Below are 13,021 nucleotides of genomic sequence, written 5' to 3'. Positions count from 1 at the left end.
TTGCAATCCCATATATTAATATATTGGGATCAACAGAAAAGTATTTGAACTGAAGATCAGCAAAACTCGTTGTAAATGAAGGACTTCTCATTCGTCACCAACTCACATCCTGCTTACATTGAATCGTTATACCAGGATTTCCGCAAAGATCCCAACTCTGTAGACCCGGATTGGGTTAAATTTTTCGAAGGATTTGATTTTGCAGTATCCAATGTTAACGGCAAAGCGGCGGCAACAGCGCCGGTAGCAGGAGGCAGCACTTCGTTGCCGGTGAGCGACGACCAGCTGGCGAAAGAACTGGGTGTATACCGCCTGATACAGGCATATCGCAAAAAAGGCCACTTAATTGCTAAAACCAACCCCATCCGTGAAAGAAAAGACCGCAAGGCCAACCTCGACCTCGCCAGTTTTGGATTAGGGGACGCTGATCTTAAAACAGAATTTTACGCAGGAACCACCATCGGTGTGGGTAAAACCACCCTGGAAAAGATCGTTGCTTACCTGCAGCAGATTTATGCCGGTTCCGTAGGACTTCAATACACCTACATCAACGACCGGGAAAAGGCGAAATGGATGGAGAAAGAGTTTGAGACAATCATGCTGCAGCCTTTATCCCTTGAGCAACGTAAACGCATCCTGCAAAAGCTGAACCAGGGCGTTATTTTCGAGAAGTTTCTTCACACAAAATATATAGGGCAGAAACGTTTTGGCCTGGAAGGCGGCGAAGCCACTATTCCCGCGCTGGATGCTATTATCAACGTGGCGGCTGAATACGGGGTGCAGGAATCCGTGATAGGAATGGCGCACCGCGGCCGTTTGAACGTACTGGCCAATATCCTGGGTAAAACCTACGAGCAGATCTTCAATGAATTTGAAGGACTGGCTGTTCCGGATATGACCATGGGCAGCGGCGACGTGAAATACCACCTCGGCTTCCGCTCCCAGGTAACTACTCCTGCAGGCAAACCGGTTAACCTGCAACTCATGCCCAACCCTTCCCACCTGGAAGTGGTAGACCCGATCGTTGTAGGATTTGCACGCAGTAAAGCGGACGTGATCTACAACAGCGACTACGATAAAATACTGCCCATCCTCATCCATGGTGATGCCGCAGTGGCAGGACAGGGAATTGTGTATGAAGTGGAACAGATGAGCAAACTGAAAGGATACTACGTAGGTGGTTCCATTCACTTTGTGATCAATAACCAGATCGGCTTTACCACCGATTTTGACGATGCCCGCTCCTCTGATTACTGTACCAGCGTGGCATCTATTGTACAGGCCCCGGTGTTCCATGTAAACGGTGACGATGCAGAAGCAGTGGTGAAAGTATCCCAGCTGGCCGCCCGTTACCGCCAGGAATTCAACGAAGATGTGTTCATAGACATGGTTTGCTACCGCAAACATGGCCACAACGAAGGTGATGAGCCTAAGTTTACACAACCGAGCCTCTACGCCCTTATTGAAAAACACGCCAATCCGCGTGAAGTATATACCCAGTTCCTCCTGAACAACGGCGAATCTGAGGCACAGGCGCTGGCCAAAGAAATGGAGAAAAGCTTCTGGGACGACTTACAGGCCCGCCTGGATGATGTAAAACAACATCCGCTGCCCTATGTGAGCCAGAAACCGGAACAATGGTGGCAGGCCCTGCGCAAAGCTACCCCCCAGGATTTTGAGACTTCCCCGGTAACCGCTATTAAGGAAGAAGATTTTAAACGGCTGTTCGACAGCCTGATGAAATGGCCGGACAACTTTGTTCCACTGCGTAAAGTGAGTAAACTGCTGCAGGATAAAGTAAAACTTTACCAGGAGGAGGGTAAGGTAGACTGGGCCACCGGCGAACTGCTGGCCTATGCCAGTCTCCTGATTGAAGGTAAAGATGTGAGAATGAGCGGGGAAGATGTAAAACGTGGTACCTTCTCCCACCGCCATGCAGTATTGTTTGATGAAAATACCAATGAAACTTACAGTCGCCTCGGTCATTTGCAGGAAAACCAGGGTAAGTTCAGAATTTATAACTCTTTATTGAGCGAATATGGCGTATTGGGCTTTGAATATGGTTATGCCATGGCCAATCCCAATAACCTGGTATTATGGGAAGCGCAGTATGGCGATTTCGTAAACGGTGCGCAAACGGTTATTGACCAGTATATCAGCAGTGCAGAACAGAAATGGACTACGCAGAACGGCCTGGTGATGTTATTGCCACATGGTTATGAAGGAGGTGGACCAGACCACTCCAATGCCCGCCCGGAACGCTTCCTGCAGCAATGCGCAGAGGAAAATATGGTGATCACCAATATTACCACTGCGGCTAACTTCTTCCATGCGTTACGCCGCCAGTTAACCTGGCAGTTCCGCAAACCACTCATTAACTTCTCTCCAAAAGCCAATCTGCGGCATGTAGGCGCTTATTCGGCTATGGAAGAATTTACACAGGGTGGCTTTAAGGAAGTACTGGATGATCCGTTTATAGACGATGCAGCAGTAGTGAAGAAAGTATTACTTTGCTCCGGTAAAATGTATTTTGATCTGAGTGATAAACAGGCTAAGGATGATCGCAAGGATGTGGCGATTGTACGCCTGGAACAATTGTACCCGCTGCCGGTTAAACAACTGGAAGCCATTGCACAGAAGTATAAAGGCGCTACCTTCTTCTGGGTACAGGAAGAACCGCTGAATATGGGTGCTGCAGCATTCCTGCAAATGAACCTGAAACAGATCAACTATGGTGTTATCAGCCGCAACCCGAGTGCTTCCACAGCAACGGGGTATGCAAAAGTGCACGCACGTGAGCAGCAACAGATCATAGACACGGCTTTTAACATCTAAAAAAATTCAAAGTATAAACAGAATAACCAGGCTTTACGTTAAGGTTAACCACTCAACGAAAAACCTGGTATCACCATCAACTGATTAAATATGGTTATCGAAATCAAAGTCCCTACGGTAGGAGAATCTATTAGCGAGGTAACAATTGCAAAGTGGTTGAAGAAAGACGGAGATTATGTTCAGCAGGACGAGGTATTGTGTGAAATGGAATCTGAGAAAGCAACCTTCGAACTGAATGCAGAAAAGGCGGGTGTCCTGAAGATAGCCCCTGCTGCACAGGAAGGAGCTACTTTGAAGATTGGTGATGTGGCCTGTACTATTGATACAGATGCCGCTGCACCGACCACCAGCGCTGCTCCGGCTGCTGAACCTGCTGCAGCTGCAGCTACTGCACCGGCGCCTGCTCCCGCAGCGGAAGCACCAGCAGCTCCAGCGGTAAATAAAGGGACGATTGAAATGAAAGTGCCTACAGTAGGAGAGTCTATCAGTGAAGTAACACTGGTGAAATGGTTAAAGAATAATGGTGATTATGTAGAGCGTGATGAAGTGGTTTGTGAGCTGGAATCAGAGAAGGCTACCTTCGAGCTTAATGCAGAAGAAGCCGGTTCGCTGATTACCGTAGCAAAAGAAGGAGATACTTTGAAAATAGGTGATGTAGCCTGCAAAATAGATACAAGCGTTGGCAGACCGGCGGGTAAAGCCGCACCAGCGGTGGCAGCTCCTGCTGCACAACCGGCAAAGGCTGCACCACAACCGCAACAGGCGCCTGTTACCAGCATTCCCAATGATGTGAAAGCATCACCGGTGGCTGCAGCAGTGATTGCCGATAAACATGTGGATCCCTCCAGCATCAAAGGTTCCGGCGCCCATGGCAAGATCATGAAAGACGATGTATTTGCCGCCCTGCAAAACCCGGGCGTGGCTATCGGTCAGGAAATGTTCTCCCGCAATGAACGCCGCGAAAAAATGAGCAACCTGCGTAAAACCGTTTCCCGCCGCCTGGTGGAAGCGAAAAATACAACGGCAATGCTAACTACCTTCAACGAGGTAGACATGACCGAAATCATGGCGCTGCGTGCCAAATACAAGGAAGTGTTCAAAAAACAGCATGAGGTGAATCTCGGCTTCATGAGCTTCTTTACAAAAGCATGCTGCTTCGCTTTACAGGAATTCCCTTCCGTAAACGCCTATATCGACGGAGAAGAACTGGTGTACCACGATTACTGCGATATTTCCATCGCCGTATCTGCTCCGAAAGGGCTGGTAGTACCGGTGATCCGCAACGCAGAAAGCCTGGATATGGCAGGTATTGAAAAAGCAGTAGTAGAGCTGGCTACCAAGGCCCGCGACAACAAACTGACCATGCCCGAAATGACAGGCGGTACCTTTACCATTACCAATGGCGGCGTATTCGGTTCCCTGATGAGCACACCTATCATCAACATCCCGCAATCCGCTATCCTGGGTATGCACAAAATCCAGGACCGCCCGATGGCCATCAACGGTCAGGTGGTAATCCGTCCAATGATGTACCTGGCGCTGAGCTACGACCACCGTATCATTGATGGCCGCGAATCAGTAAGCTTCCTCGTAAGAGTAAAAGAAATGCTGGAAAATCCTGAACAGCTGCTGTTCGGGAAAGACCCGCTGAAAGCATTGCTGAAACTCTAGTTTCAGCTTGCAACATATAATGAAATCCGGTCTGGCAACAGGCCGGATTTTTTTTATGCTATTTCCCGGGACGTCAGTATTAGCCCGTATCTTCGCATATGACCCGTTGGGAAAATTACTTAGCATCTGCAGAAAAAATTATCGGCGCCTACCAGGGCAGCCTGCCATTACATCATTTCCTTAAATCGTTTTTTAAGGAGCACCCTTATATGGGAGGGCGCGACCGGCGCTGGATTTCACAGCTGGTATATCATTATTTCCGGCTTGGGAAATGGGGAGAATCGCTTTCTGTAAAAGAGCGGATTATTGCCGGCGCATTTCTTTGCGAAACTGCCTCCAGCGATTTCCTGGCTGCTATCCGGCCGGCCTGGAATGAGCAGGTTGCGTTGCCGTATGCAGACAAGGCAGCACTGCTGCCTGCTCCATTGACCGCCGATGCCCTGTTCCCATTTTTGACTGAACTGTCGGATACAATAGAACCTAACGCATACGCCTATACTATTTTAAAACAGCCCCTGTTATTTATCCGGGTGCGCAATAATAAGCTCGATAAAATATTGCAGCTACTGGATAAGGCGGCCATTGCATACGAGCTGTTTCCCAATAATGCCACTATAGCATTGCCCAATGGCACTAAAATAGAGGCAATAGTGCCGGAGAAAAGCTGGTACGAGGTGCAGGATGCTTCCAGTCAGCGCACGGGAGAATTATTTCATCCGCAGAAGCAGCAGCGCTGGTGGGATTGCTGTGCAGCCAGTGGCGGTAAGTCCGTTCTGCTCAAAGACCAGCAGCCGGGTGTGCAGCTATTGGTATCCGACGTGAGAAGGTCTATCCTGGAAAACCTGCAGCAACGCTTCGCAGTAGCTGGAGTGAAGAATTATGAAGCCCGGGTGGCAGATCTTACTGCAGAAAATTTTCCTGCCTCCATGGGCAATCAGCAATTCGATGGTATTATCCTGGACGCGCCCTGCAGTGGTTCCGGCACCTGGGGCCGTACACCGGAAAGTATTACTTTCTTTAAAAAGGAAGAGATCAGCAAATACCAGCAGTTGCAACAGAAGATAGCGCGTAACGTAGCGCCGTTTGTAAAAAAAGGCGGCTCACTGATCTATATCACCTGTTCTGTTTTTAAGCAGGAAAATGAAGAAGTGGTAAAATATATACAAACCATCTGTGATCTGCGGAAACAGGAAGGGGGCGTGATTGCCGGGTATGATAAAGGCGCGGATACGATGTACGCTGTGAGATTATCTTAGTTTTTTGATAAAAGAAAAAGGGTGGAAAGATCTCATCTTCCCACCCTTTTTCTTTTATCTGATTTGCAAAATTATAACACAGGCATACTCCGCTGGATAATTCCACCACCGATCACATCATCGCCTTCATAAAAAACTGCGGACTGTCCCGGTGCAATTCCCTTCACACTTTCATAGAAGTTTACCTTTACCTGTCCGTTTTCGTTGTACAGGTTACTCAGTGCGCCTTTATCTTTATAACGGATCTTGGTAACAGCCTCCATACCTTCGGGAATGGTATCATATTTACCCATGTTAATGCCGCTCACAAACATTTCGCTTTTCTGGAGTTCGTCTTCATTACCTAAAACCACTGTATTGGTTTCTGGGATGATCTCAGTTACAAACACCGGGCGACCGAGGGCAATATCAAGCCCTTTACGCTGCCCAACGGTATAGAAGGGGTAACCCTTGTGATGACCTACGATCGTGCCGTCTGCCAGTACAAAATTGCCTCCGTTTACCCTTTCTTCCAGGCCTTCTACTTTTCTTTTCAGGAAGCCCCGGTAATCGTTGTCAGGAACAAAGCATATTTCATAGCTCTCGGCTTTTTTAGCCAGTTCCGGGTACCCGAAATCAAATGCCATCTGGCGTATCTCTGTTTTACGGTATCTGCCCAAAGGAAGAATAGTGCGGGCCAGTACATCCTGGTGGATACCCCACAGCACATAGCTCTGGTCTTTGGTTTCATCCAGGCCTTTACTGATCACATAGCGGCCGTTGTCGTGCTGACGGATCTGGCCGTAGTGGCCGGTGGCAATAAATTCGCAATCCATCGCGTCTGCACGTTTCATCAGTGCGCGCCATTTTATATGCGTGTTGCATAGTACGCAGGGATTAGGCGTGCGTCCTGCAATATATTCCTCGACAAAATTATTCACTACAAAATCACCGAATTCATTGCGGATATCCAGCACGAAGTGCGGGAACCCATGATGCACCGCTGCAGCGCGGGCGTCGTTAAAAGAATCCAGGTTACAGCAACCGGTTTCCTTTTTACTGGCACCGGCAGATGCATAATCCCAGGTTTTCATGGTGATTCCTACCACTTCGTAACCCTGTTCATGCAGCATCAGCGCTGTAACAGTGCTGTCGATACCGCCACTCATGGCTACCAGCACTTTACCATGCTTGCTCATTTATAAAAGTTTAGAGCAGCAAAATTACTTAAATTTAAGCCAACGGCCATCTGTGCTTTATTGATCCTGACAATGGGCTGATTGATTCTGATTATATTTAGCCCGTTTTAGTGATTATTCAGAGAAAATTATAAATTCTTAATTGTGAATTATATATTTATTAGTTTTAGCCACCTTTTAGCATAAATCAGTTACGATGCTGCCTATATTAAATAAAGAATTTATATTAAAAAATCCAGATTCCGGTGTTCCTGTAAACACTTTCAGCTTTCCTGAAAAGATCCTGCAATTTGGTACTGGCGTGCTTTTGCGCGGTTTGGTAGATTACCTGGTAGACAAAGCCAACCGGCAGGGTATTTATGAAGGAAGAATTGTTGTCGTGAAATCGACTGATGGCGATACTGCCGATTTTTCCAGCCAGGATAGCCTGTTTACTACCCACATTAAAGGTGTTTCCCAGGGAGAACTGGTAGATCAGGTCCTGATCAACGCAGCTGTTAGCCGGGTTTTGCAATCGAATGCAGAATGGGCGGCAATTTTAGCCGCTGTTCATCAGCCCGCTTTACAAACCATTATTTCAAATACCACGGAAGTGGGTATCCAGTATGTCCCTGAGAAAATCGCAGATGGTGTGCCGGCTTCCTTTCCCGGAAAGTTGCTGGCTGTGCTATGGGAGCGGTTCACCTATTTCAAAGGCAGCGCCAATACCGGTTTTGTGATTGTTCCTACGGAACTGGTGGTAGATAACGGACGCCTGCTGAAAGATATAGTACTGCAGCTGGCCGCTTACAACGAATTGCCGCATACCTTTATATCATGGGTAAACCAGGATAATCATTTCTGTAATTCACTGGTAGACCGGATTGTTCCGGGCAAGCCCCGCAACCTTGCTGAAATTGAGCAAAAAGCCGGGTATACCGATAAATTATGGATAGAAGTGGAGCCTTACCTGTTATGGGCTATTGAAGGGAATGAGCATGTTCGTTCTGTATTATCTTTTTATAAGGCAGATGAAAGAATGCTTATTGAACCAAGCATCACACCATTCCGGGAACAGAAGCTGCGGTTGCTGAATGGTAGCCATACGGCAGCGGTGCCATTGGCTTTCCTTTCCGGCCTTAATACGGTTTATGAATGTATGCAGGATGACTACATGAGCCATTTCTTTAAAGAAGTGGTGCTCCGGGAAATACTGCCTACTATTGAAGAGGCCTGTCCTACCGCTACTGCATTTGCACCGGAAGTGCTGGATCGCTTTGCGAACCCGTTTATAGCACATAAGCTCATCAGCATTACCTTCCAGGAAAGTTCCAAGATGAATGCCCGCAATGTGCGCACACTGCTCCGTTATTACGAGAAATATAAAACGCTTCCGCATCACCTGAGCCTGGGTTTTGCAGCCATGCTGCTATTCCTTTGCCCGGTGCGGGAGGAGGCCGGAAAATATTATGGCAACAGGAACGGGGAAGAGTATGTTATTACAGACGACAATGCCGCTGTATTTGCTACCTGGTGGCGTGATCACAGCAATATAGACGATATGGTGGCAGGTATCTGCAGCGATAAACGGTTATGGGAAACAGACCTGGCCGCTATTCCGGGATTTGCCGAACAGGTAGCCCATCTTTTAAAAATGTTGAAAAGTAACGGTGTAAAAGCATTTATTCAATCGCAGCTGCTCAAAAATTAATGATGTTATGAAGGAATTCCTGTCTGAAGATTTTTTGCTACAAACGGAAACGGCTAAACGGTTATATTTTGATTATGCCGCTTCAATGCCGGTAATAGATTATCATAATCATCTGCCGCCTGATGAAATAGCTGCGAACAAAACATTTGCCAACCTGTATGCCATCTGGCTCAAGGGAGATCATTATAAGTGGCGCGCCATGCGCGCGAACGGCGTACCAGAAGAGTTTATTACCGGTAGCGCCGACGACTATACGAAATTTCGTCACTGGGCCGCTACTACACCTTATACCATGCGGAACCCTTTGTATCACTGGTCGCACATGGAATTAAAAAACCCTTTTGGCATCACTGATCTTCTCAATGAAAAGACGGCAGAAAAGATATACCACGACTGTAATGCACAATTACCACAGTTATCCACACAAACACTGCTGCAGCATTATAAAGTAGATACATTGTGCACTACGGATGATCCGGTGGATTCACTGGAACATCACCGGGCCATTGCCGGTAAACCTTTTGGGACAAGAGTACTGCCTACTTTCCGCCCCGACCGGGCTATGGCGGTGGATAACCCTGAAGTGTTCAACCGGTTTGTTAATGAGCTGGCAGCAGTTGCCAATAAGGAAATCAACGGGTTTGATGACCTTATGGAAGCATTGCACAGCAGGCATACTTATTTTCATGAAGCCGGCAGCCGCTTAAGCGACCATGGCATCAGTACTTTTTATTTTTCACCTGCCAGTGGAAAGGAACTGGACACCATTTTCCGGAATGCCCGTCAGCACGGGACTGTTACGCCATATGAAAATGCGCAGTTTAAAACTGCAGTGTTGCAGGCGGTTTGCGAATGGAACCAGGAAAGAGGATGGGTGCAACAGTTCCATGTGGGAGCTATCCGTAACAATAATTCCCGCTTACTGCAGCGGGTGGGGGCAGACGCCGGTGTGGATTCTATTGGTGACTGGCGTGTTGCTGAAACGATGAGCGCATTTTTTGATGCACTGGATAAGAAGAATAAACTGGCGAAGACGGTAGTATACAACCTGAACCCATCCTATAATGAGGTTTTTGCCACCATGGCAGGCAATTTCCAGGATGGCACTGTTCCCGGTAAGATCCAGTATGGCTCCGGATGGTGGTTCCTGGACCAGAAAGATGGCATGGAAAAGCAAATGAACGTGTTGAGCAATATGGGATTATTGAGCAGGTTTGTGGGAATGCTAACAGATTCCAGAAGTTTTCTATCTTACTCACGACATGAATATTTTCGCCGTATTTTGTGTAACCTGATCGGCAACGATGTGGAACATGGTGAATTGCCAAATGATATTGCCTGGTTAGGAAAAATGGTACAGGATATATGTTACTATAACGCAAAAGCATATTTTGGATTCTAATGAAGCCGGTAAAAGTTATCACATTCGGAGAAATATTATTACGCTTGTCGCCGCAACTGGCGAAGAATACAGCCGCCATTTATGTTGGTGGCGCAGAAGCCAATGTGGCAGCGGCATTGGCGAGCTGGGGCACAACAGTGGCCTATATCAGTAAAGTTCCTGAAAACGGCTTGTCGAAAGATGTGCTGGCGCAGCTAAGTAACCGCGGTATTTATACCGACAGGGTCCTCTGGGGTGGTGAGCGTATCGGTATTTACTACCTGGCGCAGGGCAGCGATCTTAAGCATGCTGAGGTGGTATATGACAGGGCCTGGTCTTCATTCAGCCAGATTACGCCGGGCACTGTAGATTGGGATGCCCTGCTTGGAGATGCTGAATGGTTCCACTGGAGCGCTATTACGCCGGCATTGAACCCTGATGCAGCTGCAGTCTGCAAGGAAGTATTACAGGCAGCTACCCGGAAGGGTATGACCATCTCCACGGATCTTAATTATCGCAGCAAGTTATGGCAGTATGGGAAAAAGCCGGTGGATGTAATGCCGGAGCTGGTGCAGTATTGCGATGTGACCATGGGAAATATCTGGGCCGCCAACAATATGCTTGATACTGCACTGGATACTGTTGCGCTGGCAGCCAATACAAAAAATGTATTCCTGCAGCAGGCGGAAAAGGTAGCCGAAGAAATTACGGCTACGTATAAACGTTGCAAACGGGTGGCTTTTACTTTCCGTTTCAGTAATTCAGCCACGCATAATCTGTATTATGCCTTTTATTATAATAATGGGCAGATGAGCATTTCACGGGAATACGACACCAATGAAGTGGTGGATCGCGTAGGAAGCGGGGATTGTTTTATGGCCGGGTTGATCCATACACAGCTGCAGGGGCTGGATGATCAGCAGATCATTTCTTTTGCAGCGGCCGCCGCCTATTCCAAATTTTTTGTGGAGGGAGACTTCAATACCACTTCTGAAAAAGAAATAATAAAACTGATATAACAATATGGCACCAAGTTCCGAAACAATTATAGCTGCATTCGAGCAAAGCGGGATTATCCCGGTTTTTTATCACGACGACGAGAATGTTTGCCTGGAAGTACTGCAGGCCTGTTATGATGGCGGTTTACGCGTATTTGAATTTACCAGCAGGGGAGAAAATGCACGTAAGAACTTTGCTGCTATGCGCGACAGGAAACTGGCTGCTATGCCTGATCTGTACCTGGGCATCGGTACAATAAAGAATGCTGCGGATGCTGCAATATATGCCGGTATGGGTGCTGATTTTATTGTATGCCCGGTAGCGGATCCGGAAACGGCCGCCTATTGCCGGTCTGAGAACATCACCTGGATCCCGGGTTGTATGACGCCTACTGAGATCTCTGTTGCAGAAAAGAATGGCGCCGGGTTGGTAAAGCTTTTCCCGGGTAACGTGCTGGGCCCCGGCTATGTGAAATCCATTAAACCCCTGTTCCCGCAATTGAAATTTATGCCTACCGGTGGAGTAGAGCCCACACAGCTCAGCATGGACGCCTGGTTTGACGCCGGCGTGGTTTGCATGGGAATGGGATCCAATTTACTGTCCAAGTCCCTGATAGAAAGTAAGGACTGGAGCGGGCTGAAAGAGAAAATAATGCAAACGTTTGCATTTCTCAGCGCGATGAAGTAACTTATGCACATTATAAATTCCAAATAGACCGTAATGAATTCCACAACTTTAGGCAAGTATCGCTGGCGGGTATGCGCACTTTTATTCGTAGCCACAACCATTAATTATATAGACCGGCAGATATTGGGGCTGCTTAAAACGGATCTGTCGGCAGAGTTCCACTGGACAGAAACGGATTACAGCAACCTGGTAATGGCGTTCTCCGCCTGCTATGCGATTGGCTTGCTTTTCTTTGGGGCATTGGTAGACAAGATAGGATCCAAACTGGGATATGCGCTTTCTATTGTTGTGTGGAGCTTGTCGGCCATGGCGCACGGACTGGTACGTTCCACGCTGGGATTTGGCGTGGTAAGATCCATATTGGGAATAAGTGAGGCAGGTAACTTTCCTGCTGCTATCAAAGCCACTGCAGAATGGTTTCCCAAGAAAGAGCGGGCACTGGCCACGGGGATCTTTAACTCAGGTTCCAATATAGCCGCGGTGGTTGGCCCGGCAATGGTGTACTGGCTGGCTACTAATCATGGCTGGCGGAATGCCTTTGTATGGACAGGCGCCATTGGTTTTATCTGGCTGATATTCTGGTGGATCTATTATGAAGTTCCTGCCCGTCATAAGAAATTATCTAAGGCAGAATTTGATCATATTCATTCCGACCAGGAAGTGGAAGAGGTGAAGCCCAAACCGGTTAAATGGGCTAAGCTGCTGGGGATCAGACAAACCTGGGCTTTTATATTCGGTAAGTTACTTACTGACCCGGTATGGTGGTTCTTCCTTTTCTGGTTACCCGGTTACCTGGAATCCATTTTTCATGTAAATATGAAAGAATCATTAGGATTGCCGGTGATCATTATTTATTCCATTACAAGTTTCGGCAGCATTGGTGGTGGCTGGTTATCTTCCTACCTCATTAAATCCGGCTGGCCGGTTTTCAAAGCGCGTAAAGTATCTATGCTGATCTTTGCGTTGTGTGTACTGCCTATTATGCTCATCCAGTACTCAAATAATGTATGGTTTGCCATCGCATTGATCAGCCTGGCTACGGCTGCGCATCAGGCATGGTCTGCTACTATATTCACCACTGCTTCAGATATGTTCCCTAAACGGGCGGTAAGTTCTGTTGTTGGTATTGGCGGTATGGCAGGATCCATTGGCGGTACCCTGTTCCCGATGCTGATCGGTGCCATGCTGGATCACTATAAATTAATCGGCAACATTGGTATCGGATACAATATCCTGTTCACTATCTGTGCATTGGCCTACCTGATAGCCTGGCTGGTGATGCACTTCTTCGCACCTAAAATGGAGCAGGTGAAACTTGATTAGC

The 13,021-nt window shown here is 47.6% G+C and carries 9 protein-coding genes; 8 read left to right on the top strand and 1 reads right to left on the bottom strand.

The window, feature by feature from the left end:
- Positions 1 to 75: 75 nt before the first annotated feature.
- The 3 genes from FN124_RS04850 (at position 76) to FN124_RS04840 (ending at position 5,762) form a co-directional block, all read left to right on the top strand.
- The gene (locus tag FN124_RS04850) at positions 76 to 2,835 is read left to right on the top strand and encodes a 2-oxoglutarate dehydrogenase E1 component (RefSeq protein ID WP_142683639.1); all 2,760 of its coding nucleotides are present in this window, start codon (positions 76 to 78) and stop codon (positions 2,833 to 2,835) included.
- A gap of 90 nt (positions 2,836 to 2,925) precedes the next feature.
- On the top strand, positions 2,926 to 4,506 hold the full coding sequence (gene odhB / locus FN124_RS04845) for a 2-oxoglutarate dehydrogenase complex dihydrolipoyllysine-residue succinyltransferase (protein ID WP_142683638.1): 1,581 nt from the start codon (positions 2,926 to 2,928) through the stop codon (positions 4,504 to 4,506).
- A gap of 98 nt (positions 4,507 to 4,604) precedes the next feature.
- Positions 4,605 to 5,762, top strand: coding sequence for an RsmB/NOP family class I SAM-dependent RNA methyltransferase (locus FN124_RS04840; protein WP_142683637.1), 1,158 nt, complete (start codon positions 4,605 to 4,607; stop codon positions 5,760 to 5,762).
- Positions 5,763 to 5,833: 71 nt separating this feature from the next.
- Here FN124_RS04840 and mnmA read toward each other — a convergent pair whose 3' ends face one another.
- Entirely contained in the window at positions 5,834 to 6,940 is a 1,107-nt protein-coding gene (gene mnmA / locus FN124_RS04835; RefSeq protein WP_142683636.1) for a tRNA 2-thiouridine(34) synthase MnmA, read from the bottom strand.
- 196 nt (positions 6,941 to 7,136) lie between these two features.
- Between mnmA and FN124_RS04830 the strand changes: the two genes are divergently transcribed.
- The 5 genes from FN124_RS04830 to FN124_RS04810 are packed head-to-tail and all read left to right on the top strand — an operon-like array spanning position 7,137 to position 13,020.
- The gene (locus FN124_RS04830; protein WP_142683635.1) at positions 7,137 to 8,630 is read left to right on the top strand and encodes a tagaturonate reductase; all 1,494 of its coding nucleotides are present in this window, start codon (positions 7,137 to 7,139) and stop codon (positions 8,628 to 8,630) included.
- Positions 8,631 to 8,637: 7 nt separating this feature from the next.
- A complete protein-coding gene (gene uxaC, locus FN124_RS04825) occupies positions 8,638 to 10,032 on the top strand; it encodes a glucuronate isomerase (protein WP_142683634.1) in 1,395 nt (464 codons plus the stop codon).
- Entirely contained in the window at positions 10,032 to 11,030 is a 999-nt protein-coding gene (locus FN124_RS04820; protein ID WP_142683633.1) for a sugar kinase, read from the top strand. The genes uxaC and FN124_RS04820 overlap by 1 nt, the downstream gene beginning before the upstream one ends.
- A gap of 4 nt (positions 11,031 to 11,034) precedes the next feature.
- Positions 11,035 to 11,697 (top strand): beta/alpha barrel domain-containing protein, encoded by a 663-nt coding sequence (locus FN124_RS04815; RefSeq protein WP_142683632.1) that lies wholly within the window; start codon positions 11,035 to 11,037, stop codon positions 11,695 to 11,697.
- Positions 11,698 to 11,730: 33 nt separating this feature from the next.
- Positions 11,731 to 13,020 carry an MFS transporter gene (locus tag FN124_RS04810; protein ID WP_142683631.1) on the top strand — a complete coding sequence of 430 codons (1,290 nt, stop codon included), beginning with the start codon at positions 11,731 to 11,733 and terminating at the stop codon, positions 13,018 to 13,020.
- Position 13,021: the final 1 nt, after the last annotated feature.

The sequence above is a fragment of the Chitinophaga polysaccharea genome, from assembly GCF_902150045.1.
Classification (GTDB): domain Bacteria; phylum Bacteroidota; class Bacteroidia; order Chitinophagales; family Chitinophagaceae; genus Chitinophaga; species Chitinophaga polysaccharea_A.
Note: the sequence above shows the minus strand (reverse complement) of the source record. Positions and strands in the feature narration are given on the sequence as shown.

Bases quoted from the DNA above. Each gene is read 5' to 3' on its own strand.
- FN124_RS04810 (WP_142683631.1), top strand. From the start codon at position 11,731: ATGAATTCCACAACTTTAGGCAAGTATCGCTGGCGGGTATGCGCACTT.
- FN124_RS04840 (WP_142683637.1), top strand. From the start codon at position 4,605: ATGACCCGTTGGGAAAATTACTTAGCATCTGCAGAAAAAATTATCGGC.
- FN124_RS04850 (WP_142683639.1), top strand. From the start codon at position 76: ATGAAGGACTTCTCATTCGTCACCAACTCACATCCTGCTTACATTGAA.
- odhB (WP_142683638.1), top strand. From the start codon at position 2,926: ATGGTTATCGAAATCAAAGTCCCTACGGTAGGAGAATCTATTAGCGAG.
- mnmA (WP_142683636.1), bottom strand. From the start codon at position 6,940: ATGAGCAAGCATGGTAAAGTGCTGGTAGCCATGAGTGGCGGTATCGAC.
- FN124_RS04815 (WP_142683632.1), top strand. From the start codon at position 11,035: ATGGCACCAAGTTCCGAAACAATTATAGCTGCATTCGAGCAAAGCGGG.
- FN124_RS04830 (WP_142683635.1), top strand. From the start codon at position 7,137: ATGCTGCCTATATTAAATAAAGAATTTATATTAAAAAATCCAGATTCC.
- FN124_RS04820 (WP_142683633.1), top strand. From the start codon at position 10,032: ATGAAGCCGGTAAAAGTTATCACATTCGGAGAAATATTATTACGCTTG.
- uxaC (WP_142683634.1), top strand. From the start codon at position 8,638: ATGAAGGAATTCCTGTCTGAAGATTTTTTGCTACAAACGGAAACGGCT.